The 23697-nt window shown below is 68.0% G+C and carries 23 protein-coding genes; 10 read left to right on the forward strand and 13 right to left on the reverse strand.

Translation table 11 applies throughout. The features are described from left to right. The first annotated feature begins 13 nt into the window (after positions 1-13). The 7 genes from nagZ (at position 14) to AC04MD_RS02520 (ending at position 6137) form a co-directional block, all read left to right on the forward strand. Positions 14-1021: a beta-N-acetylhexosaminidase gene (nagZ, locus tag AC04MD_RS02490; protein ID WP_475495740.1), complete on the forward strand. Its 1008-nt coding sequence runs from the start codon at positions 14-16 to the stop codon at positions 1019-1021. Further along, positions 1021-1590, forward strand: coding sequence for a hypoxanthine-guanine phosphoribosyltransferase (locus AC04MD_RS02495; RefSeq protein ID WP_475495741.1), 570 nt, complete (start codon positions 1021-1023; stop codon positions 1588-1590). The genes nagZ and AC04MD_RS02495 overlap by 1 nt, the downstream gene beginning before the upstream one ends. A gap of 2 nt (positions 1591-1592) precedes the next feature. Further along, positions 1593-2339, forward strand: coding sequence for an S-methyl-5'-thioinosine phosphorylase (locus AC04MD_RS02500; protein WP_475495742.1), 747 nt, complete (start codon positions 1593-1595; stop codon positions 2337-2339). Between the two features lie 90 nt (positions 2340-2429). Continuing rightward, positions 2430-2636 (forward strand): cold-shock protein, encoded by a 207-nt coding sequence (locus tag AC04MD_RS02505; RefSeq protein WP_055942196.1) that lies wholly within the window; start codon positions 2430-2432, stop codon positions 2634-2636. 98 nt (positions 2637-2734) lie between these two features. Next, positions 2735-3961 carry an FAD-dependent oxidoreductase gene (locus AC04MD_RS02510; RefSeq protein ID WP_475495743.1) on the forward strand — a complete coding sequence of 409 codons (1227 nt, stop codon included), beginning with the start codon at positions 2735-2737 and terminating at the stop codon, positions 3959-3961. 50 nt (positions 3962-4011) lie between these two features. Then, positions 4012-5640: an acyl-CoA dehydrogenase family protein gene (locus AC04MD_RS02515; protein WP_475495744.1), complete on the forward strand. Its 1629-nt coding sequence runs from the start codon at positions 4012-4014 to the stop codon at positions 5638-5640. Next, positions 5637-6137, forward strand: a complete 501-nt coding sequence (locus AC04MD_RS02520) for a L,D-transpeptidase family protein (RefSeq protein ID WP_475495745.1) — start codon at positions 5637-5639, stop codon at positions 6135-6137. Before AC04MD_RS02515 ends, AC04MD_RS02520 begins: the two co-directional genes overlap by 4 nt. Positions 6138-6149: 12 nt before the next feature. On the opposite strand, the gene fabR is transcribed toward AC04MD_RS02520, so the two are convergent. After that, positions 6150-6806, reverse strand: coding sequence for an HTH-type transcriptional repressor FabR (gene fabR, locus AC04MD_RS02525; RefSeq protein WP_475496159.1), 657 nt, complete (start codon positions 6804-6806; stop codon positions 6150-6152). 102 nt (positions 6807-6908) lie between these two features. On the opposite strand from fabR, the gene AC04MD_RS02530 reads away from it, so the two are divergent. Both AC04MD_RS02530 and AC04MD_RS02535 read left to right on the forward strand, forming a co-directional pair. Next, positions 6909-8012 carry a ferredoxin reductase gene (locus tag AC04MD_RS02530; RefSeq protein WP_475495746.1) on the forward strand — a complete coding sequence of 368 codons (1104 nt, stop codon included), beginning with the start codon at positions 6909-6911 and terminating at the stop codon, positions 8010-8012. Beyond that, positions 8012-9163 carry a fatty acid desaturase family protein gene (locus AC04MD_RS02535; RefSeq protein WP_475495747.1) on the forward strand — a complete coding sequence of 384 codons (1152 nt, stop codon included), beginning with the start codon at positions 8012-8014 and terminating at the stop codon, positions 9161-9163. Before AC04MD_RS02530 ends, AC04MD_RS02535 begins: the two co-directional genes overlap by 1 nt. 4 nt (positions 9164-9167) lie before the next feature. Here the strand turns inward: AC04MD_RS02535 and AC04MD_RS02540 are convergent, their stop codons facing one another. The 5 genes from AC04MD_RS02540 to AC04MD_RS02560 form a co-directional block, all read right to left on the reverse strand. After that, positions 9168-9548 carry a hypothetical protein gene (locus AC04MD_RS02540; protein ID WP_475495748.1) on the reverse strand — a complete coding sequence of 127 codons (381 nt, stop codon included), beginning with the start codon at positions 9546-9548 and terminating at the stop codon, positions 9168-9170. Between the two features lie 63 nt (positions 9549-9611). Further along, complete coding sequence (locus AC04MD_RS02545) at positions 9612-11390, reverse strand: ABC transporter transmembrane domain-containing protein (RefSeq protein ID WP_475495749.1); 1779 nt, start codon at positions 11388-11390, stop codon at positions 9612-9614. A gap of 109 nt (positions 11391-11499) precedes the next feature. Then, positions 11500-12087, reverse strand: a complete 588-nt coding sequence (locus AC04MD_RS02550; protein ID WP_475495750.1) for an IMPACT family protein — start codon at positions 12085-12087, stop codon at positions 11500-11502. Beyond that, positions 12084-13211: a hypothetical protein gene (locus tag AC04MD_RS02555; RefSeq protein ID WP_475495751.1), complete on the reverse strand. Its 1128-nt coding sequence runs from the start codon at positions 13209-13211 to the stop codon at positions 12084-12086. Before AC04MD_RS02555 ends, AC04MD_RS02550 begins: the two co-directional genes overlap by 4 nt. A gap of 2 nt (positions 13212-13213) precedes the next feature. Beyond that, positions 13214-13837 carry an RNA polymerase sigma factor gene (locus AC04MD_RS02560; RefSeq protein ID WP_475495752.1) on the reverse strand — a complete coding sequence of 208 codons (624 nt, stop codon included), beginning with the start codon at positions 13835-13837 and terminating at the stop codon, positions 13214-13216. Between the two features lie 194 nt (positions 13838-14031). Here AC04MD_RS02560 and AC04MD_RS02565 point away from each other — a divergent pair, with 194 nt between their 5' ends. Beyond that, positions 14032-16938 carry a bifunctional diguanylate cyclase/phosphodiesterase gene (locus tag AC04MD_RS02565; RefSeq protein WP_475495753.1) on the forward strand — a complete coding sequence of 969 codons (2907 nt, stop codon included), beginning with the start codon at positions 14032-14034 and terminating at the stop codon, positions 16936-16938. 22 nt (positions 16939-16960) lie between these two features. Here AC04MD_RS02565 and AC04MD_RS02570 read toward each other — a convergent pair whose 3' ends face one another. The 7 genes from AC04MD_RS02570 to xseA form a co-directional block, all read right to left on the reverse strand. After that, positions 16961-17341, reverse strand: a complete 381-nt coding sequence (locus AC04MD_RS02570) for a hypothetical protein (RefSeq protein ID WP_475495754.1) — start codon at positions 17339-17341, stop codon at positions 16961-16963. 65 nt (positions 17342-17406) lie between these two features. After that, on the reverse strand, positions 17407-19200 hold the full coding sequence (locus AC04MD_RS02575; RefSeq protein ID WP_475495755.1) for a vWA domain-containing protein: 1794 nt from the start codon (positions 19198-19200) through the stop codon (positions 17407-17409). Positions 19201-19303: 103 nt separating this feature from the next. Then, positions 19304-19648, reverse strand: a complete 345-nt coding sequence (locus tag AC04MD_RS02580; RefSeq protein WP_475495756.1) for a ribonuclease E inhibitor RraB — start codon at positions 19646-19648, stop codon at positions 19304-19306. Positions 19649-19725: 77 nt separating this feature from the next. Then, positions 19726-20283, reverse strand: a complete 558-nt coding sequence (locus AC04MD_RS02585) for a hypothetical protein (protein WP_475495757.1) — start codon at positions 20281-20283, stop codon at positions 19726-19728. A gap of 21 nt (positions 20284-20304) precedes the next feature. Beyond that, entirely contained in the window at positions 20305-21483 is a 1179-nt protein-coding gene (locus AC04MD_RS02590) for a peptidoglycan-binding protein (protein ID WP_475495758.1), read from the reverse strand. Between the two features lie 30 nt (positions 21484-21513). Further along, complete coding sequence (locus AC04MD_RS02595) at positions 21514-22107, reverse strand: hypothetical protein (RefSeq protein ID WP_475495759.1); 594 nt, start codon at positions 22105-22107, stop codon at positions 21514-21516. A 142-nt stretch (positions 22108-22249) separates the two neighbouring features. Next, positions 22250-23578 (reverse strand): exodeoxyribonuclease VII large subunit, encoded by a 1329-nt coding sequence (xseA, locus tag AC04MD_RS02600; RefSeq protein ID WP_475495760.1) that lies wholly within the window; start codon positions 23576-23578, stop codon positions 22250-22252. Positions 23579-23697: the final 119 nt, after the last annotated feature.

Below are 23697 nucleotides of genomic sequence, written 5' to 3' on the forward strand. Positions count from 1 at the left end.
GGCTTCCACCGCAATGCTCGTCATCGGCATCGCCGGCACCGAACTCACCGCGCAGGAGCGCGACTGGCTGCAGCACGACGCCGTCGCCGGCGTCATCCTGTTCACCCGCAACTTCGCCTCGCGCGCCCAGGTGGCGGACCTGTCGCAGGCCATCCGCGCCGCCGCGCCGCGGCCGCAACTGGTCTGCGTGGACCAGGAAGGCGGGCGCGTGCAGCGCTTCCGCGACGGCTACAGCGACCTGCCGGCGCTGGAGGTGTTCGGCAAGCTGTATGCGCAGGATCCGCAGGCCGCGCTGCAGCGCGCCGAAGAACACGCCTGGCTGATGGCCAGCGAGATCATCGCCAGCGGCGTGGACCTGAGCTTCGCGCCGGTCGTCGACCTGGCCCGCGGCAACCGCGCCATCGGCAACCGTGCGTTCGATGCCGATCCGCAGATCGTCGCCGAGTTCACCCGCGCCTATGTGCGCGGCATGCACAGCGCCGGCATGGCCGCCACGCTGAAGCATTTCCCGGGCCATGGCACGGTGCTGGAAGACACCCATTTCGACGACGCGGTCGACCCGCGGTCGCTCGACGTGCTTCGCGCCGAGGACCTGGTCCCGTTCGTCGCCGGCATCGAGGCCAAGGCCGACGCAGTGATGATGGGGCATGTGAAGTATCCCGCCGTTGCGCCGGAGCCGGCGGGCTATTCGCCGTTCTGGATCCAGAAGATCCTGCGCGACGAGATGGGTTTCCGCGGTGTGGTGTTCTCCGACGACATCGGCATGGCGGCGGCGTTCTCCGCCGGCGGCGTGAAGCAGCGCATTCACGACCACCTGGATGCCGGCTGCGACGTGGTGCTGGTGTGCTCGCCGAAGCTGGTCGACGAGTCGCTGAAGGCGGTCGAAGGCCGCGCCTTGAACACTGCCGCCGTGCTTGGCGTGCTGGGCCGCGGTGCCCTCGGCTGGGACGGGCTGATCGCCGACGCGCGCTACGGCGACGCGCAGGCGCGCGTGATCGACAACATGAAGGGAGTGGCGTGATGGAACCGCTGGGCAATCCGCGACCGAAGCTGGCCGACGCGCTGGCCAACGCCGACCTGCTGGTCGACCGCGCGACGATCGATCGCGCCATCACCGCGATGGCCTCGCCGATCGCACGCGACTACGCCGGCGAAGTGCCGGTCTACCTGACCATCATGCATGGCGCGCTGCCGTTCTCCGGACAGCTGTCGCTGGAGCTGGGTGCGCTGGGTCTGGACCTGGAGTTCGACTACCTGCACGCCACCCGCTACCGCGGCGAGACCACCGGCGGCGAACTGGTGTGGAAGCACCGGCCGGCCACGGCGTTGTATGGCCGTCGCGTGCTGCTGGTGGACGACATCCTCGACGAGGGCCACACGTTGTTGGCGGTCAAGCAGTGGTGCCTGGAGCAGGGCGCCACCGACGTGCGCATCGCCGCGCTGACCACCAAGCAGCACGACCGCTGCGTGGACGGCATCTGCGCCGACTACGTGGGCCTGGAGGTCGCCGACCGCTATGTGTTCGGCTTCGGCATGGACTACCACGAGCAGGGCCGCAATCTGCCCGGCATCTACGCGCTGAAGGAATGAGCATGGCCGACCTCGCGCTCGCCGTCATCGGCGGCACCGGCGTCTACAGGCTCGCCGACCTGCAGGATGTCGAGACCCGGGAGCTGGACACGCGCTTCGGCGCGCCCTCCGGCCCGGTCCGCATCGGCACGTTGGGTGGGCGGCGGGTGGCCTTCCTGGCGCGCCACGGCGAAGGCCATTCGGTGCCGCCACACCAGGTCAACTACCGCGCCAACCTGCAGGCGCTGAAGGATCTCGGCGCCACGCGTGTGCTCGCCCTCAACACCGTCGGCGGCATCACCGATGCCTGTGGCCCGCGCGTGCTGGCCTGCCCGGACCAGCTGATCGACTACACCTGGGGCCGCATCTCCACCATCTGCGAAGAACCGGGCACCGACGTGCTGCACGTCGACTTCGGTGACCCATACACGCATTTACTTCGCCAGCAGATCCTCGCGGCCGCCCGCGAAGCCGGTGTCGATCTGGTCGATGGCGGCTGCTACGGCGCCACCCAGGGCCCGCGCCTGGAGACCCGCGCCGAGATCCGCCGGATGCGCCGCGACGGCTGCGATCTGGTCGGCATGACCGGCATGCCGGAAGCGGGCCTGGCACGGGAAATGGGCCTGGAATACGCCTGCCTCGCCATCGTCGCGAACTGGGCCGCGGGCTGCGGCACCGACGAGGAGATCACGATGGACGAAGTGCTGGCGAACGTGGCCGCGGCGTCGTCCGGCATCCCGGCCCTGGTCGCGGCACTTGCACGCGGGTGATTGTCAACGCGCGCTGGGCTTTGCATACTCGGCGGGTGTGACGTCACGCCACACATTCCACCCGCATCCAGAAAAGGAAATACAAGCGCTATGCCGTACGGTACCGTGAAATGGTTCAACGATGCCAAGGGCTTCGGATTCATCGCGCCAGAAGATGGCAGCGCCGATGTCTTTGCGCACCACACCGCCATCAACAGCAAGGGCTTCCGCAGCCTGCAGGAAGGCCAGCGCGTCAGCTACGAGCTGACCCAGGGCCCGAAGGGTGCACAGGCGTCCAACATCACGCCGGCAGCCTGATCCAAGACGATTTTCTTGAACCCCGCTCCGGCGGGGTTTTTTAACGCCCGGTGTTTCCGCTACACCGGTCTACCGCACGACCAAGGAATGTCTGCGCCATGCAGTCCCGGCACATCGCGATCATCGGCTACGGCACCGCCGGCCAGGCGGCGGCGTTGCTGTTGGCGCGCGACGGACACCGGGTCGAAGTGTTCGAACGTGCGCCGGAACTGGGGCCGGTAGGCGCAGGGTTCCTGCTGCAACCGACCGGCCTGCAGGTGCTGTGGGATCTGGGCCTGCTGCCCGGTGTGATGGCGTACGGTCGGCGCGTGAACCGGCTGTATGGCGAAACGCCCTGCGGGCGCGCGGTGATGGACATGCGCTACGCAGGACTGGATGCGCGGTTGTTTGGCCTGGGCATGCAGCGTGGTGCATTGTTCTCGTTGCTGGCCGATGCCTGGGCGGAGCATGGCGAGGTGCATCGCGGCCATGCCATCGAGGACGTCAGCGACGACACACGTCGGATCCGCGACCAGCAAGGGCGCTGGCATGGTCCGTTCGATCTGGTGATCGCCGCGGACGGATCGGCATCGAAGCTGCGCGGTGCCACCAACGCGGTGAAGCGTGAAGCGGTGTATCCCTGGGGCGCACTGTGGCGACTGGTGCCGCAAGGCGACTGGGCCTGGGGCGACGAACTGCGGCAGCGCTACGTGGCCGGGCGCAAGATGATCGGCCTGCTGCCGGTGGGCACGCGGCCCGGCGACGACACGCCTCGCCTGAGTTTCTTCTGGAGCCTGCCGATCGCCGATTTCGATGCCTGGCGCACGCGCGGCCTGCCGGCCTGGCGCGACGAGGTCGCACAGTTGTGGCCCGAGGTGGATGCCTGCCTCGCCGACACCGTCGATCCCGACCAGCTGGCGCGCGCCAGCTACCGCGATGTCACCCTGCGCCAGTGGCATCGCGACCGCCTGGTCGTGCTGGGCGATGCCGCGCATGGCATGAGTCCGCAACTGGGGCAGGGCGTCAACATGGCCTTGATGGACGCGCTGGCGCTGCGCGATGCGTTGCGCGGGCAGGACGACGTCCCGGCCGCACTCGGCGCATACCAGCGCGAACGCCAGGCGCATGTGGGCGTCTACCAGTTCTGGAGCCGCTGGCTGACGCCGATCTTCCAGTCCGACCTCGATTGGGTCGCCCGCGCACGCGATATCGCCTTCCTGCCCGCGGGCCGCCTGCCGGGCGGACGCGGGCACATGCTGCGGGTATTGAGCGGCACGCAGCACGGATTCTTCGGCACCCTGAAGCTGAAGCCCGAATTCCTGGCGGCGCTGCAGGGCCAGCACTAGACCGATCATCGGGCACAATCGGGACCGACAGCCCGCCGCGGGAGCCGGTGATGGACGACCTTCCTCCGTTCGAAACGCATCGCGTGGACAACCAGCCGCCGCCGTTCGATCCGCGCGACCTGTGGGCGGACGACGTGGTCCTGCGCGAGGCCGTGGTGCGCGAGGGAGGCGATGCGTTCGCCGAACGGCTTGCGCGATACGGCGCACTGGCGGGCGACGAACTGTATCGGCTCGGCTTCGACGCCAACCGCGACCGGCCGCGCCTGCGCACGCACGACCGCAGCGGCCAGCGCATCGACATGGTGGAATTCCATCCCGCGTACCACCGGCTGATGGACGTGGCGAAGACGCACGGTGTCGCTGGCCTGTCCTGGCACGAGCCGGGCACCGGCGCGCAGGTCGCGCGCGCGGCGCTCAGCTATCTGCACCACCAGGCCGAGGCAGGCACGAGTTGCCCGCTGACGATGACGCATGCCGCCGTGCCGGTCCTGCAGCGCGAGCCCGCGCTGCAGGCGTGGGCAGCGAAGGCGGCCGCGCCGCACTACGACCCCCGCGATGTGCCCATTGCCGGCAAGGCCGGGATCACGCTGGGCATGGGCATGACCGAGAAGCAGGGTGGGTCCGACGTGCGCGCCAACGCGACGACGGCGACGCCTACCCATGACGGCATGTATGCGCTGGTCGGCCACAAGTGGTTCTTCTCCGCGCCGATGAGCGACGGCTTCCTGGTGCTGGCGCAGGCGCCCCGTGGGCTGACCTGTTTTCTCATGCCGCGTCGCCTGGACGACGGCCGGAAGAACGCGTTCCGGCTGATGCGCCTGAAGGACAAGCTGGGCGACTGGGCGAACGCGTCCAGCGAAGTCGAATTCACCGGCGCGCGCGCATCGCGCGTGGGCGAGGAAGGCCGGGGCGTGGCGACCATCATCGAGATGGTGATGCTGACGCGGCTGGACTGCATGCTGGGGTCTGCGGCGGAGATGCGTATGGCGCTGGCGCAGGCGTTGCACCATGCGCGGCACCGCAGCGCGTTCGGCAAGCCATTGGTCGAGCAGGCGCTGATGCGCAACGTGCTGGCCGATCTCGCGCTGGAATCCGAAGCGGCGACCGCCTTCGCGCTGCGGGTGGCGCGTGCGGTCGATCAGGCGACGCAGGATCCGAACGAAGCCGCATTCGCCCGCATCGCCACCGCGGTGGGCAAGTACTGGATCTGCAAGCGAGCTCCCGCGTTCGTCAACGAAGCGCAGGAATGCCTGGGTGGCGCGGGATACGTGGAGGAATCGATCCTGGCGCGGCTGTACCGGCAGGCGCCGCTCAATTCGATCTGGGAAGGCAGCGGCAACATCCAGTGCCTCGATGTGCTGCGGGCGTTGTCGCGCGAGACCGGCGTGCTCGATGCGAGCATCCATGAACTCGCGTCGGCGGCGGGCAGCGACGCGGTTTACGACGTCTTCGTCGAGCGATTGCGTACCGATCTGTCGTCCACGCAGGAAGCCGGTGCGCGGATGCTCGTCGAGCGCCTGGCGCTCGCACTGCAGGCCGCCGTGCTGGTGCGCGCCGGCAGCCCGACGACGCCGCTGTTCGTTCGCAGTCGGCTCGGCGGCGAGCATGGTCTGGTATTCGGCACGTTGCCCGCGGACGCGGACGTGGCTGCACTGCTCGCACGGGCGTTGCCGGCATGAGTCGCTGGCTGCTGATCCTGCTGGCATCGCTCGGCATGGCATCGCAAGCGCATGGAACCGGTACATCACCGCCCGCCTTGCTGCCCGTCACGCAGCAGGCGGACGCGATCCACGTCTACAAAGCGCAGCGGCGCATGGACCTGCTGCGCGATGGTCGCGTCATCGCCACCTACCGCATCGTGCTGGGCGGCGCCCCGGTCGGGCACAAGCGGCAGCAAGGGGACCAGCGGACGCCCGAGGGCGACTACCGCATCACCTACCGCAACGACCGCAGTCGCTTCCACCTGTCGCTGCGCGTGTCCTATCCGAATGAGGCGGATCGGCGGCAGGCGGTCGCGCGCGGCGTCGATCCGGGCGGCGACATCATGATCCACGGCGCGACGCCGCCCGGTTCGCAGGTGGACTGGACCGAGGGCTGCATCGCGGTGACGAATGCGGAGATGGACGCCATCTGGCAGCGCGTGCCGGTCGGCACGCCGATCCGCATCATTCCCTGAGGCGAGCGAAGGTCAGCGAGCGCCGCCGCGCGAGGCGAGGGCGCGCGAGCCGGTGATGATCAGGCGGACCATTTCCGAGAGCTGTTCGATCAGCTCGGCGTCCTTCTCCGGCGGCAGGTCCATGGCGGTCGCACCCATGGCGAACACCAGGCGGGTGATGGCACGCGACACGAGCGCCGGCTCATGGAGCGGCGCGTTGTCGCGTGCTGCCAGGCGGATCAGGTCGATGCACAGTTCCTCTTCGAAGAACTGGAGCTCGCGTTCCACCGCGTGCTTGAACGCATCCGAACCGACATTGCCCTCGCGCAGCAGCACGTGCAGCAGCTTGTCGTCGGCGCGCAACTGCTCCATGAACGCTTCCACCGATCCGCGCACCACGCTGCGGTCGCTGCTGGTGGCGCGGTGCCGCGCCTCGCCGATGATCTTGCGCAGCGAGCGGCCGGCGAGGTCGATCAGCGCGACTGCCAGTTCGTCCATGTCGCGGAACTGGCGGTAGAAGCTGTTCGGGGCGATGCCGGCTTCCCGCGCCACTTCGCGCAGGCTCAGGGTTGAGACGCTACGGTGCGGGCCCACGAGCTTCAGGGCGGCCGCCATCAGGTCTTCACGCGAAATGGACGCCTTGCGGCCGGGGCCGTGGTCGTCCTGGAGCTGCGGTTGCGGGTTGGGAATCACGCGAAGGGGCCGGGCATACGGGGTGGTAGGGGCATCATAGCCCCGTAAATTAATATACAAGTGTATACACAAGCGTCTTCACGACGGTATAGTGAGGCCATGAACGCCCAGATCCGTCCGACCCCCCGCCGGCCCGGTCCCCTGAAACGCCTGATCCGGCCGCTGGTCAAGCCGGACGTCTTCGATTTCTGGGCCACCCGTTTCCACCGCACCTGGACCTGGGACCGCCCGCTGGCGCGCCTGGTCGCGCGCGAGGTCGCCTCGGCCGACGCCGTGACCCTGCTGTTCAAGCCCAACCGCCACTGGGCCGGCCATCGCGCCGGCCAGCACGTGAACCTGGGCATCGAGATCGATGGCGTGCGCGTGACCCGCAGCTACAGCGTGACCGCACCGCCACGCGCGGACGGGCTGTTGCCGATCACCGTCAAGGCGATCGAAGGCGGCCGGGTCAGCCGGCACCTGTGCCAGAACGCCCGCATCGGCGATATCGTCGAACTGGGCCAAGCCTTCGGCGAGATGACGCTGACGGCGTCGTCCTCAAGCTCCTTCCTCTTGCTGGCCGCCGGCAGCGGCATCACCCCGCTGATGGCGCTGGTGCGCGACCTGGCCGGGCAGGGCATGCCGGCCGACCTGACGCTGATGTACTGGGTGCGCCGCCGCGAGGAGGCCTGTTTCCTCGACGAGCTGCGGACGCTGGCGGCCGAACATCCGCGCTTCCGCCTGCGCCTGCTGCTGACGCGCGACACCGCAACGGCTGCCGACGAAGCCGAAGGCCGCATCGACGACGCGCTGCTCGCGGCGCATGCGGGTGATCTGTCGGCGCTGCAGGTGATGGCCTGCGGTCCTGGCGGATTCGTCGAAGCCGCACGCGACTTGCTGGCGTCGCGCACCGCGGCGTTCCAGGCCGAAGCCTTCACCGCGCCGCCGGTCACGGTGGTCGACGAAGGCGAGGTCGACATCCGCCTGCAACGCAGCGGGCGCACGCTGCGCGTGCCGCGCGGCGAATCCCTGCTGGTGGCCCTGGAGCAGCACGGACTGAAACCGCCGTCCGGTTGCCGCGTGGGCATCTGCAACACCTGCGCCTGCGGCAAGTCGGCCGGCAGCACGCGTCACCTGCCCAGCGGCGAACTGATCCACGAACCCACCCAGGCGTTGAAGCTGTGCATTCACAGCGCCGCCACCGATCTCGAACTGGACCTCTGATGGCCGCTTCCCGCAATCGCAAACTCACCGTCGCCGAGCTCGACCAGTTCGGCGAGGAACTGGACGCGCTGCGCGCACGTACCGTGGCGACGCTGGGCGCCCGCGACGCGCGCTACATCCGTAACGTGGTGAAGGCCGTGCGCTACGCCAACCTGATCGGGCGCGTGCTGCTGTTCTCGGCCGCGGTCGCCGGCGGCCTGTGGCTGGCCGACAGTGCGGTGGGCTGGCTGTTCTGGGTGCTGTGGGCGCTGGGCGCGTTCTCGCTGGGCCTGGGCAAGATCCTGGACAACATGGAGCTGGGCCACAACGTCATCCACGGCCAGTACGACTTCCTCGGCGATCCGCAGCTCAACGGCAAGACCTACGACTGGGACATCGTCGCCACCAGCGACAACTGGCGCCACACCCACAACTTCCGCCACCACACGTATACCAACGTGCGCGGGCTGGACGACGACATCGGCTACGGCCTGCTGCGCATCTTCCCCGAGCAGAAGTGGCGCCCGTTCTACCTGGTGCAGCCGTTCGTCGCGGTGGTGTTCGCGCTGCTGTTCCAGTGGGGCATCGCCATCCAGGACCTGAAGCTGGGTCGCTGGTGGAGCGGCAAGATGACCAACAAGCAGCTGCGCCGCAAGTCCGCACCGGTGGTGCGCAAGATGGGCCGCCAGCTGGCCAAGGACTACGTGATCTACCCGGCGCTCGCCGGTCCGTTCTTCCTGCCGGTGCTGCTGGGCAACATGGTCGCCAACGGCCTGCGCAACGTGTGGACCTACGTGATCATTTTCTGCGGCCACTTCACCGCCAATGCGGAGACGTTCCCGAAGGAATGCATCAAGAACGAATCGCGCGGCCACTGGTACCTGCGCCAGCTGCGGGGTTCGTCGAACCTGCGCGGCGGTTTCCTGATGAACGTCATGTCGGGCAACCTGAGCCACCAGATCGAACACCACTTCTTCCCGGACGTGCCGGCCAACCGCTACGCCGAGATGGCCAAGGAAGTGCGCGCCATCTGTGCGCGCTACGGCCAGCACTACAACACCGGCACGCTGCTGACCCAGTTCGGCCAGGTGTGCTGGCGCATCGTGCGGCATGCCTTCCCCAGCCGCCCGCGCCGCGTGCCGGCGCTGGTGCAGGCCGACGTGATGGCGTAGGCCGTCAGGGACTGTCCGGCGCCGCGGCCTTCGCCGCGCGCGCCACGTCGCGCTTCAGGCGCCACTCGGCGAAGAACGAGGCCGAGATCAGGGCCGTGCCGAGCAGGCCCAGCCACTGGAACCAGGGATTTTCGAACACATCATCCGCCAGGTCGTTGCCTTGCAGTTGCAGGCGCAGCAGGCGTACTTCGGTGGCGAGGGCGTCGGCACCGCGTTCGCCGTGATGCAGGCCTTCTTCGGCGTTGACCGCCAGTTGCGTCATCGCTGCGCGTGACGCGACCTCGTCATCCGGCCTGCGCTCCACGACCACGACCAGCGCACTGGTCGCCAGGATCAGGGCGGTACCCAGTCCGCGCAGCAACGGCGGCAACGAGTCGGGGATCATGCGCGGCTTCCGGCCGGGAGACGGCCGCATCCTAGACCACGCGATGCGTGGCCGTCACCGCCGTCAGTCGAGGAATTGCAGGCGCGCCAGCTCCGCATACAGCCCATCCTGCGCCAGCAGTTCGGCATGCGTGCCCTGGGCGACGATGCGGCCACGGTCCATCACCACGATGCGGTCGGCTTTCTGCACGGTCGCCAGGCGGTGCGCGATGACCAGCGTGGTGCGGCCCTCCATCAGGCGTTCCAGCGCGTGCTGCACGGCGCGTTCGCTCTGCGCGTCCAGCGCGCTGGTGGCTTCGTCGAGCAGCAGGATGGGCGCGTCCTTGAGCAGGGCGCGCGCGATGGCGATGCGCTGCTGCTGGCCGCCCGACAGGCGCGCACCCCGTTCGCCGAGTTGACTGTCGAAGCCGCCCGGCAGTTCGCGGATGAAATCGTCGGCCTCGGCGGCTTCGGCGGCGGCCTGCAGTTCGGCATCGGTGGCGTCGAGCTTGCCGTAGCGGATGTTCTCGGCGGCGCTGGCGGCGAAGATGGTCGGCTGCTGCGGCACCAGCGCGATGTGTTCGCGCAGGTCGGCGGGTACGAGTTCGCGCAGGTCCACGCCGTCCACCTGCACGCTGCCGGTCTGCGCATCGTGGAAGCGCAGCAGCATCGAGAACACGGTGCTCTTGCCGGCGCCGGACGGACCGACCAGGGCGACGGTTTCGCCGGGATGCACGGTCAGGTCGAAATCGTCGAGCGCGGGCAGGTCGGGGCGGGACGGGTAGTGGAACGACACGTTGTCGAAGCGGATCTCGCCCGTCACCGGCGCGGGCAGCGTGCGCGGCGTTCCCGGCGCGCGGATCGCCGGCGTTTCGTTCAACAGTTCGGCGATGCGGCCCATGCCGCCGGCCGCGCGCTGCAGTTCGTTCCAGACTTCGGCCAGGGCGCCGACGGAACCGCCACCGATGAGCGCATACAGCACGAACTGGCCCAACGTGCCTGCGCTCATCGTGCCGTCGATGACGTCGTGCGCGCCCGACCACAGCACCAGCGTGATGGCGCCGAAGATCAGCGTGATCGCTGCGGCGGTGACCCAAGCCTGCGCGCGGATGCGGCGGCGTGCGGTCTCCACGGCGGTCGCGATGGCGGCGCCGAAGCGGCCGCGTTCGTAGGGTTCGCGCGCATGCGCCTGCACCGTGCGCACGGCGCCCAGCGTTTCGCTGGCCAGCGTGTTGGCGTCGGCGACGCGGTCCTGGCTCGCGCGCGAGGCTTTTTCCAACCGGCGTGCGCCCAGCACGATGGGCAGGACTGCCAGCGGAATGCCGATCAGTGCGAACGCCGCCAATCTTGGGCTGGTGACGAACAACATCGCCAGGCTGCCGATCACGGTGACGCTGCTGCGCAGCGCGACCGACATGCTGGTGGCGACCACGGTGCGCAGCAGCTCGCTGTCGGCGGAGAGTCGCGATACCAGTTCGCCACTGCGGGTGCGGTCGTGGAATTCGGCGTCCAGTCCGATCAGGTGGCCGTAGAGCTGGCCGCGCAGATCGGCGACCACTTTTTCGCCCAGCAGCGACACGAAATAGAACCGCGCAGCACTCGCCAGGGCCAGTACGACAGCCACCACGAACAGGAACAGGAAGGCGCGATTGATGTTCGCGCCATCGGTGAACCCGTTGTCGATCATCTGACGGAAGGCGACCGGCAGGCTCAACGTGGCGGCTGACGCCAATGCCAATGCCAGCAGCCAGGCCGTGAACAGGCCGCCATGCTGTCGCACGAACGGCCACAGGGCGCGCAGCGTGCCCAGCTTGGCCTTGGGTTTGGCGACAGCGTCGTCCACTGACTCGGCAGGGGTACTCATCGGGAATCCGTCTTCGAAGCGGTTGTGGAAGGGACTTCAGCCCTGACCGGGCCAGCGTGCCTCGTCGTCCCGAAGCCCCTTCCACAAGCACCTGGGGTCGGTCGGTCGATCAGGCCGGTCCGACGAAGCGCACCCGGTTACGGGTGGCGTCGCGCAGCTGCGATTTCAAGGCATCGATGCGGTCCGCCGGCAACTGCACGCGCAGTCGCGCGCCCGTCTCGTCGAAGCGCTCGTCCTGTTTTGCGGCCTTGTGGGCCGCCAGCGCCGTGTGCACATGCCCCAGATCGTCGAACGGGCAGACCAGTTCCACGTGCGCCAGGACGACCAGCGGCTCGCGTGGCGCCAGCCGCAGGCATTCCGCCGCCGCGCCGCCGTAGGCGCGAACCAAACCGCCGGCGCCCAGCTTGATGCCGCCATACCAGCGGGTCACCACCACCATCACCCGGTCGAACCCCTGGCCATCGATGGCGGCCAGGATGGGTCGCCCCGCCGTGCCTGCCGGCTCGCCGTCGTCGCTGGAGCGGTATTCCTGGCCGATCCGGTAGGCCCAGCAGTTGTGGGTCGCGGCCAGGTCGCCGATCTCGCGCAGAAAGGCGAGCGCGTCCTCGGCGTTGTCGACCGGCGACGCCTGCGCGAGGAAACGGCTGTGCTTCACCTCCAGCAGCTGCGAGGCGCGCGCGGCGAGGGTGTCGCTCACGGGTTGCCGAGCAGCGGGCGCAGGTCTTCAGGCACGCGCTGGAACGGATGCTCCTGCACGAACAGCTGCAGGCTGCGCAGGGCGTTGGCGTTGTCGCCCAGGTCGCGGCGCAGGCGGATGCGGTCCAGCCACTCTTCCGGCGGCAGCCGTGTGTCGGCATCCACCGGGACCTGCAGGTCGGTGCGCCGCAGGGCATTGCGTGCCGCGCTCGGCTGGGCGCTGCCCGCACTGGCGGCCGGAGGCGGCGGGGGAGGAGGTGCGGCGGCAGGTGCCGGTGCAGGCGCGGACACGACGTCCTTCGTTCTCGCCTGGCGGTCCCGCGACTTCACCCGGCTGCCGGTCACCGCAATGGAATCGAGGGTCGTGTTGTCTTCGGCCTTGGCGGCCGCGTCCCGTCGCTGTTCGTCGAAGCGGGCGCGTTGCTCCTGTTCCTGCAGCGCGGTGGCGCGGTACTGCGTCCGCTCTTGCAGGTCGGCTTCCGGTGCGGACGAAGCAACGATGCCTTGCGGCGAGCGGGAAAACCCATCGACGTCCGCAGGAAACGCCTGTGGCGCTGCCTCCGGTGCGGGTGGCGCGGGAAGCATGGGGGCAGGGATCAAGGCCAGCGGGCTGCGCTTCGGCGCGGGTTCCTGGCGCGCAGCGGCTTCCGCGTTCTGGCGGGCCGGTCCCGATGCCGTCGTGGCGCGCCCGACGTGAGCAGGTGGCAGCACCTTGGCAGGCATCGGGGGCGCGACCTCCTGCGCCACGATGGCGGGAGATGCCGGCAGGTCGGCGACCGCCGCGGCGGCATCGGCGGCAGCGACCTCCGGCGGGGCGGACACCACGCCGACCGAGCGCTCGGCATCCATCGGGACTTCACTGGCGACCGGGATCTCGTGGACCGGGCGAAGCTGCCAGGCGACGCCGGCCGCAAGCAGCACTGAAGCGGCCACGCCCATGCCCAGTGGCCAGCGACGACGCGAAGGCGACACCGGACTATTGGTCGAGGGAGTGCTCTGCACGGCCGCCCGCGCCGCACCCAGGATGCGCGCGTCCAGCTCGGGCGAGGGACCGCCGTGCGGTCCTAGCCGGGACAGCGACTGCGCGAGGGCGCGCTCTTCGGGGGTCAGGGGCTCGTGGGGCATGCTCATTCGTTCAACCTCGTCCGCAACCGGTCCATCGCATACCGCAGGCGCGACTTCACGGTTTCCCGGCCCACGCCGGTGATCTCGCCGATCTCCTCCAGGGTCAGTTCCTGCTCCAGCCGCAGCAGCAGCACCTCGCGCTGTTCTGGCGGCAATTCATCCATGGCCAGCTGCAACCGCCGCCGCTGCTCGAACTCGGACAGCTGCCGCTCCGGCGTCTCCGGGTCGGGTACGCGCGCCATGCGCTCGTCCGCGTCGACCGGTGCCGCGGGGCGGTGCTTCGACGCACGCCAATGGTCGTTCAGGCGATTGTGCGCGATCCGGTACAGCCAGGTCCCGAACGCCGCTTCCGGTTTCCAGCCCTGGCGCGCGGTGATCACGCGCTGCCAAGTGTCCTGGAAGAACTCGTCGGCCAGCGCGGCATCGCGCAGGTGCCGCAGCAGGAACCGGTACAGCGGACCGCGATGGCGTGCGTAGAGCTGTTCGAACGCCGACGGGTCGCCTGCGGCGTAGGCCAGCATCAGGGTCTCGTCGGCGGGTTCGGCAAAGTCGTTCACCGGCGCCAGCGTAAGCGGTCCCTGCGCGCGCGTGAAGCTGGCGGAGGACCGCGGGGCTGCCGCGTTCATGCTCGACCGGCCGGGCGCATGGCTGACGGAAGCGGCGAACACGGCGGGAGCAGGGAAGGCAGGCACCCGTACGCGAACGGCCGACGGCCGGCGGCGGGGTTGTACGGGCGGTTTCCGTTCAGGGGGCGGCAGGCGGTATGCTCGCCGCTGGGGGACTTCCGGATACCGCACACCGACCCAGTCGGACCATGGGCATGCCTAAGCCATCGATCAGCGCCGACAACCCGGCCAGCACGGATGCCTCCCCGGCGGAGCGGATCGCGCAGGTCCTGTGCGGCCTGCTGCCTGAAGGGTCGGAACTGGTCGTGTGCTGGCGCGACTGGGCGCTGGGCAACGGCAGTGGCGCCACGTCGGGCGCCTCCAGTGCCTTGAGGCGGCGCGCCGAGCACGCGCTGGCGGAAACCGTGGTCGAACACGACGGGCCCGAGTCGCGCGCCTACGCCTGGGACAACGCGGACGGCAACGCCCGGGTCGCGCTGGCGCTGGCACTGCCCGCGCCGATGCCGGAAGCCGATGAGGCATCGTGGGTGGTGCTGGCGCGCACGTTGCTGGTGACGTCGCTTGACGCGACGCGGTCGCAGGCGCGCGTCGTCTCGCTGGAGAAGTCCAAGCGCCTGCAGCAGGCGCTGTACGAGATCGCCGACCTGGCCGGCGCCGACCTCGAGATGCCGGAGATGCTCCGCCGCATCCACGCGGTGGTGAACTCGCTGATGTATGCGGAGAACTGTTACATCGTCCTGTACGACGACCAGCGCCGCAGCGTGCGCTTCCTGTACTTCGCCGACCAGCGCGACCCCTACATCGCCGAGCCCGACCGCGAGTTCGGCGAAGAGGAAATGGTCAACAGCATGACCTTCGCGCTGCTGCGCCACGGCCAGCCGCTGCGCGGGCCGTCGGCGGTGATCCGGCAGAAATTGGGCGTGGTGCGCGATCCCTCGCATGGCCCCGACAGCCTGGACTGGCTGGGCGTGCCGATGCGCCGCGACGACCATGTCTGCGGCGCCATCGTGGTACAGAGCTACGACGCCCCGGCCAGCTACGCCGACGAGGACCGCGCGCTGCTGGGGTACGTGGCCCAGCACATCCTCACCGCGCTCGATCGCAAGCATGCGCATGTCGAACTGGAGCATCGCGTGGCGGTGCGCACGCACGAACTGCAGCGCGCCAATCGCGAGCTGCAGGCCGAGATCATGGAGCGCAAGCGTGCAGAGAAGCTGCAGCGCGCGCTGTTCCGCATCACCGACCTGGCCATCACGTCGGACAGCCTGGAGCGCTTCTACGCCGACGTGCACACGGTGGTCGACGAGCTGATCAACGCGCGCAATTTCTACATCGCGCTGGTCTCCGACGACGGCAAGGACCTCAATTTCCCTTACACCATCGACGAGCGCGATCCGATGCGCAAGACGCGGCGGATGACCAACGGCCTGACCGAATACGTCATCGAAGCCGGTCGTCCGCTGCTTGCGGACCGCGAGGTGATCGGCCAGCTCGCCGAGGCCGGCAAGGTGCTGCAGCATGGTCCGCCGGCCTACAGCTGGCTGGGCGTGCCCTTGTTCCGCGGCGAGGACGTGGTCGGTGCGGTGGTGGTGCAGAGCTACTCGGAAGAGGTGAAGTTCACCTCCCACGACCAGAACCTGCTGACCTTCGTCGCCCACCACATCGGCAACGGCCTGGACCGGCAACGGGCGCAGGAGCGCCTGCGCAGCGCACATGCCGAACTGGAGCGACGGGTCGACGAACGCACGCGCGAACTGGCGGAAGCCAACCACCAGCTGCGCTCGCAGATCGGCGAGCGCCTGCGCGTCGAGCAGCAGCTTACCCACCAGGCCACGCACGACGCACTGACCGGCCTGCCGAATCGTCCGCACCTGCTGGATCGTCTGTCTGCCGCGATCGAGCGCGCGCGCCATGGCGACGGCCAGGCTTTCGCCGTACTGTTCCTCGATCTCGACCGTTTCAAGCTGGTCAACGACAGCATGGGTCACGCCGCCGGCGACGAGCTGCTGGTGGAGGTGGCGCGCCGCATCACCATGAGCGTGCGCGACGAGGACGTGGTGTCGCGCCTGGGCGGCGACGAGTTCGCGCTGCTGGTCGAGTACGCCGAAGGCGTGGAGAACGTGCGCGAGTTCGCCCAGCGCCTGCTGGCCGTGCTCGGGTTGCCGATGTGGGTGGCCGGGCGCGAACTGTTCCCCTCGGCCAGCCTCGGCATCGCGGTGTGGCATCCGCGCTACCGCAACGGCGAAGAACTGCTGCGCGATGCCGATGCGGCGATGTACCGCGCGAAGGAACAGGGACGCGACCGTTGCGCGATGTTCGACGAGGCCATGCGCGAAGCGGCCGTACAGAGCCTGGATCTCGAGGCCGACCTGCGCCGTGCGATCAACCACCGCGATTTCCTGCCGTTCTACCAGCCCATCCGTCGCATGGACGACGGTCGTGTCATCGGCCACGAAGCGCTGCTTCGCTGGCAGCACGAACGGCGTGGCCTGCTGCTGCCGGCGGAATTCATCGGCCTGGGCGAACACAGCGGCCTGATCGAACAGGTCGACTGGCTGCTCTACGAACAGGTGGTGCGGCAGATCGCACGCGGCGTCGAGGGCTACATCTCGGTGAACGTCTCGCCGCGGCATTTCCGTTCGCCCGATTTCGGCGACCGCCTGCTGGCGATGTTCGAGGCGCAGGGCGCCGATCCGTCGCGCCTGCGGCTGGAGATCACCGAAGTCGCACTGCTCGACGATGCGCCGCGCACGCTGCGCATCCTGCGCACGTTGCGCCAGCATGGGATCCTCGCGCAGCTGGACGACTTCGGGACCGGCTTCTCCGCGCTGTCGTATCTGCACCGGTTCCCGATCTCGGTGCTGAAGATCGACCGCAGCTTCGTGTCCGGCCTGGGCAACGAGGCGCGTCCGGAAAGCCTGGCGCTGGTGCGGGCCATCCTGGCACTGGCCAGCACACTGGGCATCGAGACGATCGCCGAGGGCGTGGAGACCGAGGAACAGCGCCAGGCGCTGATCGAACTGGGTTGCCACCTGGGGCAGGGTTACCTGTTGGGACGGCCGGCGGCGCAGATGGACGTCGTGGTCGCCGACGTCGCGTAAGCCGCGCGGTCAACTCTCACGGCTAGCGTATTTCGATGGAGCGTTCGGCAGAGGGGGGTATCTGTCCGGAGGATGCAGTGCTTCGGTCCGTCGTGACCTCGCGCCAATTGAGCCAGAAATGGCCTCCGCATAACGTTCGAAATCGCACCTGCTGGCTCCCTCCGCCAGGAACATGCACTTCTTGCCGCTGTGAAAGGCGCAGCGGCATCCTTGCCGAAATGCGCGTCTCATCCACATCATCCGACTCGGGAGCGGGCAGTGCCTGGTCGGAGTCGAAGCTCTTCAGTGTCAGATTGACGGGCCGATCGCGATGGTTGGCCACGAGTACGTAGGTGACGCAACTGTTCGCGATAGCGGGTGCCGGAATCAGCAGCGCACACAACACGAGTAGCATCTGTTTCATGGGGTCTTACCTGCAAGCCGTCGGAGAACAGCCGGGGCCGCGCTGACGACCCCGGCTGGCTTGCTTCATTCGCCCGCGATCGCAGGCGCGTCCGTCTTCGTCCCGACCAGCCTGTGCGTCTGGTCGACCATGCCGGCGAATTCCGCCTTGAGGCCGTAGGGATCGCGTCCCGCTGACGCACGTGCGGTGCGCGCCACGTCGTCCCAGTTCCAGCCGTCGATGCGCTGGCCACCGCGCAGCAGGTCGGCGTAGGCCGCCACCGCACTGGCGAAACGGAACGCATCGCTGGGTTGCGTGCTCAGCGACGTGCGGGCGATCGGCGTTTCGATCAGGCGGCTGCTGTCCTGGTCCGGCAGCTTGTAACGCAGGCGTACGTGCGCCACTTCGGTCGTGGACGCACCGGCCGCGACCTGCTTGCCGCCGTAGCGCAGGGCCGGCAAGCGATCCGCGCCGCTACCGACCGGCGTGATCTCATACAGCGCGGTGACTTCGTGGCCCGCCCCGATGTCGCCGGCATCGACCTTGTCGTTGGCGAAATCCTCGTTGGCCAGCACGCGGTTCTCGTAGCCGATCAGGCGGTACTCCGATACGACGGCGGGATTGAACTCCACCTGGATCTTCACGTCGCGGGCGATGGTCAGCAGGGTCGACTGCATCTCGTCCACCAGCACCTTGCGACCTTCCTGCAGCGTATCGATGTAGGCGTGGTTGCCGTCGCCGACGTCGGCCAGCTTCTCGGCCAGCGCATCGTTGTAGTTGCCGGTGCCGAAGCCCAGCGTGGTCAGTGCGATACCGGAGGCGCGCTGGTCGGCGACCATCGTTTCCAGCGCGTCCTGGCTGACCGTGCCGACGTTGAAGTCGCCATCGGTGGCGAGGATCACGCGATTGACGCCGTCCTTGACGAAGGCCTGCTTCGCCATCGCGTACGCCAGGCGGATGCCATCGCCGCCATTGGTGCTGCCGCCGGCCTGCAGGCGGTCGAGCGCGCCGAGGATCTCATCGTGGCGGTTGCCGGGCGTGGGCGGCAGCACCAGGCCCGCGGAACCGGCGTAGACGACGATGCTGACCCGGTCCTGCTCGCGCAGCTGCTTCACGAGCTGGGCGAAGGACTGCTTCAGCAGCGGCAGCTTGTCCGGCGACTCCATCGAGCCGGACGTGTCGAGCAGGAACACCAGGTTGGCCGGCGGCAGCGTCGCCTTCGGTACGTCGTAACCCTTGATGCCGACCATCAGCAGCTGGCGTTTGCTGTTCCAGGGTGCCGGCGCGAGTTCGGTGGTGACCGCGAACGGACGACTGCGGTCGGTCGGCGTGGCGTGGCCGTAGCGGAAGTAGTTGATGAATTCCTCGGCGCGCACCGCGTCGGCGGGCGGACGCTGGCCGTCGCGCAGCATGCGCCGCACGTTGCTGTAGCTGCCGGTGTCCACGTCGACAGAGAAGGTGGACACCGGCTCGTCCAGCGTGCGGTGCACCGGATTGTCGTGGCGATCGGCGTACTTTTCGGTATTCGCGGGCTGGGATTGCGGCACCACGATGGCGTTGGCGGTCCGGTATTCCATCAGCATCGCGGGAGCCGCCGGGGGCGGCGGCGCGGGAGGTGCGTAGGCAGGACCCACGACACCCATGGCCTTGGCCTGCTCGCTGCGCAGGCGGCTGCCGGTCACTGCGATGCGGTCGAGCGTCGCCTGGTCGCGTCGCGCGGTGTCGGTGGTCTGGCGGGCATGGCTGTCGACCGCTGCGGCAGCTGCGTCGGCCTCGGCTTTGGGACTGTGCTGGGCGGTGGGGTTGGACTGGCAGGCGGCCAGCAGGGCGGCGGCCAGCAGGGCGGCGGCCAGCAGGGTAACGGTCAGACGGTGCGACATGGCGTGACTCCGTGTGTGGGACAGGGAGTCGAACGCGTGGGTCCGGGAAACGGGGTTGAGCGATGTTTACGTCGTGCCCCGTGCCCACCGGGGCAGGATGGCGTCAGTCGATGGCGCCGACGTCCATGCCGTCGTAGGCATCCAGGCCATGCTCGTCGGCGAAGCGGTACAGCGTCTGGTTGCGCTCATGCAGGCTGTCCGGCGTGTGGACCTCGGTCTTCTCCACGTGAAGCCACCACAGGTCCGGATCCTTGCGGTTGTCCTTGTCTTCCAGGTACAGCGCGATCACGCGGTAGCCCTGTTCCTGCAGCAGCGGGACGACCGCCTCCAGCGGTGCGCGCGAGCCATGGGTGAAGAAGTAGCCCCAGACCAGCGGCTTGCGCAGGTCCCACGGCGTTTCCTTGGCCATGTTGTCGAACATCTCGACCAGTTCTTCGCGGGTGATCATGGGGTGCTCCTGGTGCGTTTGGATGCGGACGCACGCCATACGTCCCTAGCGAAGAAGAGAAACAAAAAAAGTGCTGGTTACGGAGCAGGTCGAGGCCTTGCCTGTCGATACTGGCGCCGATCACCCAGTCGTCGGCTCTCGGTATTGATATTGACACAGATGAGGCCGTCACAAAGGGTTGCGTCTGACGCTGCATATGCCTGTAGTACCGGAATCGCGTCTTCGTGGCGTCGGAGTTCCTCCCTGACGACCGCTAGCTCTTGACGGTAGTGGCCCAGTGCGATCCAGCTACACAGGAGCGTCAGTACCAGGATCGCACCAGCGACAGCGCTCCAGACCGATAAAGTTCTGCGCACCGCATGCAGTCGCATCGAAACATCGCGGCCAAAGCCCGTTGCAATGGGCGACAGAGTCTTCTTCGCATCATCGGCGATCCTGGCGGCGGCGCCATCGACAATGCTCTTTACTTGGTTACCGAGGGCGGAAACGTCGTCCTTCAACGCCTGCACGCTCTGGCCGACCATGGATTGCATGCTTGCTTCGCGCTGCTCGAACTTGGCAAGCAGCGCGGATTGCAGCTTGAGCGAGTTGTGTAGAGATGCGAGAAGCGTCTGGAGTTCCTGTACATCGTACATGGGCAGTCCCTGCCGAGGCTGTCAGACCGATAGTCCGCGAGTCTGTGGCTCGCGATGCATGTCTTGCTGATGGGGATCCTGCGATGAGCGTTCGGCCAGGAGTTCACGCCCCCATTGCTCGAACTGCCGGACCTGGCCGGACTCGGCGACCTGCGCGATCGCTCGGGATGCAACTCCGTCATCGTCTGAGGAAAGGGCGGCTACCAGTCGGTCGAGATCCCGGTCGCCGGTGCCTGCGGCATGGTGCCCAGTCGAAGGCTGGCCAAGGGCTGGTTGAACCATGTCAGGCGCCCCCATAGAGCCGTCCGATTGCAGGTCGCGTTGCTCGGTCGCTCTATCGATCTCACGCAGGGTTGATGGGTCCGCGCGTCCTGTCACCGGTAGCGCATTCCGCTCCTGGAAGTTCCGGACAGCCTGTTCGGTTTCACGGGTAAACACGTCGCCCGCCGGTACGCGTTGGTTCCGCTCTGCGCGGATGTCCATGGCACGCAAGTGATCATTGAGTTGCCTGACCTCCTCGCCCGTCTCCAAGCGACGGAGCGCTCCATCTTCCAAGGCCGGACGGCCCGTCGCGGGCGTTACCGAATTGCCCGCTCGGATACGGTCTGCGTCGAATTCCGCGATGAACGTCGGCGTCAAGACCGCATGCCAGGCGTCATAGCGATTAAGCCTGTCTTCCAGACCGTTCTCCCCGTTGTTGATCGCACGGCAAGCCTTGGAGACGTCGTCGCGGTCGTGTTCGGGAACTTGGTGCTGCCAGAACCAGAGAGCGATACGTTCTGCGTTTTCACGATCTGCCGCCAACGCGGGATGGGTGATCAGATCCAGTTCCAGCGCCATCCCGGCGGTGGCGTAATTACTTTCCCCGGTCAGTTGAGCGTACCCGCGGCCGCGATACAGGTAGCCGTCGCCGGCGTCGTCGTTTCCCATGCGATTGCCGTACATAAGGCGCCCAAGAGCCTGAGGGCGCCCCTGCAGTGCCTCCAGCCGTGCCGATTCCAATGCTTGTGCGCCCTCGCGCCATGCGGATCTGACGGGGATCTGATCGATTCCTCTGGTGTACCGGAAGCCTTCTTCAAGACGGGTGAATCCTCCGGATTCATGACCCATCTGCGCCATGAAGTTGGCCATCTCTTCACGAGAGTTGACGCCTGCTTCACGTGCCGCGCGTAGCAGGGAGAGCTCGTTGTCGTTGGGCATCGGCGAAGTCCTTTTCAGCGAGCGTTTGGATCAGGGGATGGCATCCGCCGGATAGTCGGCCGGATCGAAGAATTCGAGGGACGCTTCTTCAAGGGGAGAAACGACCAGTCGCCGTTCGGCAGACATCCCCGTGAGGCGGTCCATTCCTTGGTGCACGATCTGGTTCAATCGCCATCGCTCGGATTCCGGCGCATACCTGAATCTGTACTCGCTGGACCACAGTTCGCGCGACCCACCCTCGAAGCGAAGCGTGAGTTCGCCATTCTCGGCGCTCACACTCTGCAGTGGGTCTCCCATCGTTCCGCCGCAGGTACGGCAAAGGATGGCTTTCGGGCCATACGCGGCCTCTGCCAGAGACGCGTCCGGACCACGCCGGAGGATCAGCAAGCCGCGGGGGACAGAGTCATGGCTTGGACCGCGACCGACCACGATTAGAGCATCGGCGTCGCCATCTCCATCCGCATCACCGGATACGCTCATCTCCAGCGATGCGTCTTCGGGAACATGTCGCAAGAGATCCGCACCACTCGATGTCGAGCGCGTGACGCAAGCCGTCAACGCCACGCATAAAACGAAATGCGTGGTCGCCCAATGCACTCGATGGATGAGATGCTCCTTCGTCATGCAGAACCTTCCTCCGTGATGCCAGAGGAAGTCTAGCCGCAGGTTCGGGGCCGATTCTATTCACATTATTCGTGTCATCCAGTGTGTTGCCGGATGTCGACGAGGCGGTAAGCGGGATCGTTGACGCGCCGTTGTCGTGGCGTCATTCCACCGTCAGTTTCACGGTTCCATCCGCCAGTCGCGCGTGGACGTTGTCTCCCGCCTGCACCTGCGTCACCGAGCGCACCAGCGTGCCGTCTTCCTTGGTCACCAGCGCGTAGCCGCGCGCGACGGTGGCGAGCGGGCTGACCGCTTCCAGCGAACGGGCGAGGGCGCGCAGGCGCAGGGCGTCGCGTTGCAGCGTACGTGCCACGGCGGCCTGGGGTCGTGGCGCGAGCGCAAGCAGGCGCGTGCGCAGCTGTTCGAGGCGGCGCTGCGGCGCATGCGCGCGCAGCACGGCGTCGGCGTGGCGCAGCGTTGCGATGCGCCGGGCCTGCTGGTGCAGCCACAGGGCATGCAGGCGGCGCGCGGCGTCGTCCTGTCGCCGGCGGAACGCCTCCAGTCGCGTCTGCGGACGCTGCGCATTCAGGCGCAACGCAGCGCGATCGGCGCGCTGCATGGCATTGCGCAGGCGGTGCGCCTGGGTGGTGGCGAGACGGCGTTGCAATGCCTGCACGCGCGCCAGCAGGTCGCGCCGGTCCGGGACCAGCAGCTCGGCAGCGACGGAGGGCGTCGGCGCCCGCAGGTCGGCGGCGAAGTCGGCGAGGGTGAAGTCGGTTTCGTGGCCGATGGCGGACACGACGGGAACGGGCGAGGCGGCGATGGCGCGCGCCAACCTTTCGTCGTTGAACGCCCACAGGTCTTCCAGCGAACCACCGCCGCGGGCAAGCAGCATGACGTCGTAGCGGCCGCTGCGTGCCGCCCGCTGCAGAATGTCGACGATCTGGGACGCAGCCGTCTCGCCCTGCACCTGCACGGGCAGCACGTCGACCTCGAGCAGCGGGAAGCGCCGCTGCAGCACGCTCAATACGTCACGCACCGCCGCACCGGTGGGCGAGGTCAGTACGGCGAGTCGCTGCACGTGGGCGGGCAGGGGGCGCTTGCGGGCGTCGTCGAACAGGCCTTCGGCGGTGAGCCGTGCCCTCAGTTCCTCGAACGCGCGACGCAACGCGCCTTCGCCGGCTTCCTCCAGGCTGTCGATCACCAGCTGGTAGTCGCCGCGCGCTTCGTACAGGGTCAGCCGGCCGCGCGCGAGTACGCGCAGTCCCTCGCGCGGGGCGAACTTCAGCCACTGGCTCTTGGGCTTGAACATCGCGCAGCGCACCTGTGCGCGTGCGTCCTTCAGGGTGAAATACAGATGGCCCGACGCTGGACGGGTGACGTTGCCCAGCTCGCCTTCCACCCACACGAGCGGAAACGCGCCCTCCAGCAGGTCGCGCGCCAGCGTATTGAGCTGGGTAGGCGTGAGGATGTCGCGGGCGGTGTCGGTCATGGTGCAAGGATAAACGCTCGCGACGAAGGACACCGCGAATGCCTGCGACAGGCCGTCGCAGGCGGTGGGGCGCATTCCGTGCTGGAATGGCGCGCTCCCGTCGGCCGGAATCGTCTTCC

The sequence above is a fragment of the Pseudoxanthomonas sp. LjRoot206 genome (genome assembly GCF_056175725.1).

What these genes read in the sequence shown, in the direction of transcription:
- nagZ (WP_475495740.1), top strand. Translation starts at nt 14, where the DNA reads ATGCTCGTCATCGGCATCGCCGGCACCGAACTCACCGCGCAGGAGCGC.
- AC04MD_RS02495 (WP_475495741.1), top strand. Translation starts at nt 1,021, where the DNA reads ATGGAACCGCTGGGCAATCCGCGACCGAAGCTGGCCGACGCGCTGGCC.
- AC04MD_RS02500 (WP_475495742.1), top strand. Translation starts at nt 1,593, where the DNA reads ATGGCCGACCTCGCGCTCGCCGTCATCGGCGGCACCGGCGTCTACAGG.
- AC04MD_RS02505 (WP_055942196.1), top strand. Translation starts at nt 2,430, where the DNA reads ATGCCGTACGGTACCGTGAAATGGTTCAACGATGCCAAGGGCTTCGGA.
- AC04MD_RS02510 (WP_475495743.1), top strand. Translation starts at nt 2,735, where the DNA reads ATGCAGTCCCGGCACATCGCGATCATCGGCTACGGCACCGCCGGCCAG.
- AC04MD_RS02515 (WP_475495744.1), top strand. Translation starts at nt 4,012, where the DNA reads ATGGACGACCTTCCTCCGTTCGAAACGCATCGCGTGGACAACCAGCCG.
- AC04MD_RS02520 (WP_475495745.1), top strand. Translation starts at nt 5,637, where the DNA reads ATGAGTCGCTGGCTGCTGATCCTGCTGGCATCGCTCGGCATGGCATCG.
- AC04MD_RS02530 (WP_475495746.1), top strand. Translation starts at nt 6,909, where the DNA reads ATGAACGCCCAGATCCGTCCGACCCCCCGCCGGCCCGGTCCCCTGAAA.
- AC04MD_RS02535 (WP_475495747.1), top strand. Translation starts at nt 8,012, where the DNA reads ATGGCCGCTTCCCGCAATCGCAAACTCACCGTCGCCGAGCTCGACCAG.
- AC04MD_RS02540 (WP_475495748.1), bottom strand. Translation starts at nt 9,548, where the DNA reads ATGATCCCCGACTCGTTGCCGCCGTTGCTGCGCGGACTGGGTACCGCC.
- AC04MD_RS02545 (WP_475495749.1), bottom strand. Translation starts at nt 11,390, where the DNA reads ATGAGTACCCCTGCCGAGTCAGTGGACGACGCTGTCGCCAAACCCAAG.
- AC04MD_RS02555 (WP_475495751.1), bottom strand. Translation starts at nt 13,211, where the DNA reads ATGCCCCACGAGCCCCTGACCCCCGAAGAGCGCGCCCTCGCGCAGTCG.
- AC04MD_RS02560 (WP_475495752.1), bottom strand. Translation starts at nt 13,837, where the DNA reads ATGAACGCGGCAGCCCCGCGGTCCTCCGCCAGCTTCACGCGCGCGCAG.
- AC04MD_RS02565 (WP_475495753.1), top strand. Translation starts at nt 14,032, where the DNA reads ATGCCTAAGCCATCGATCAGCGCCGACAACCCGGCCAGCACGGATGCC.
- AC04MD_RS02570 (WP_475495754.1), bottom strand. Translation starts at nt 17,341, where the DNA reads ATGAAACAGATGCTACTCGTGTTGTGTGCGCTGCTGATTCCGGCACCC.
- AC04MD_RS02575 (WP_475495755.1), bottom strand. Translation starts at nt 19,200, where the DNA reads ATGTCGCACCGTCTGACCGTTACCCTGCTGGCCGCCGCCCTGCTGGCC.
- AC04MD_RS02580 (WP_475495756.1), bottom strand. Translation starts at nt 19,648, where the DNA reads ATGATCACCCGCGAAGAACTGGTCGAGATGTTCGACAACATGGCCAAG.
- AC04MD_RS02585 (WP_475495757.1), bottom strand. Translation starts at nt 20,283, where the DNA reads ATGTACGATGTACAGGAACTCCAGACGCTTCTCGCATCTCTACACAAC.
- AC04MD_RS02590 (WP_475495758.1), bottom strand. Translation starts at nt 21,483, where the DNA reads ATGCCCAACGACAACGAGCTCTCCCTGCTACGCGCGGCACGTGAAGCA.
- AC04MD_RS02595 (WP_475495759.1), bottom strand. Translation starts at nt 22,107, where the DNA reads ATGACGAAGGAGCATCTCATCCATCGAGTGCATTGGGCGACCACGCAT.
- xseA (WP_475495760.1), bottom strand. Translation starts at nt 23,578, where the DNA reads ATGACCGACACCGCCCGCGACATCCTCACGCCTACCCAGCTCAATACG.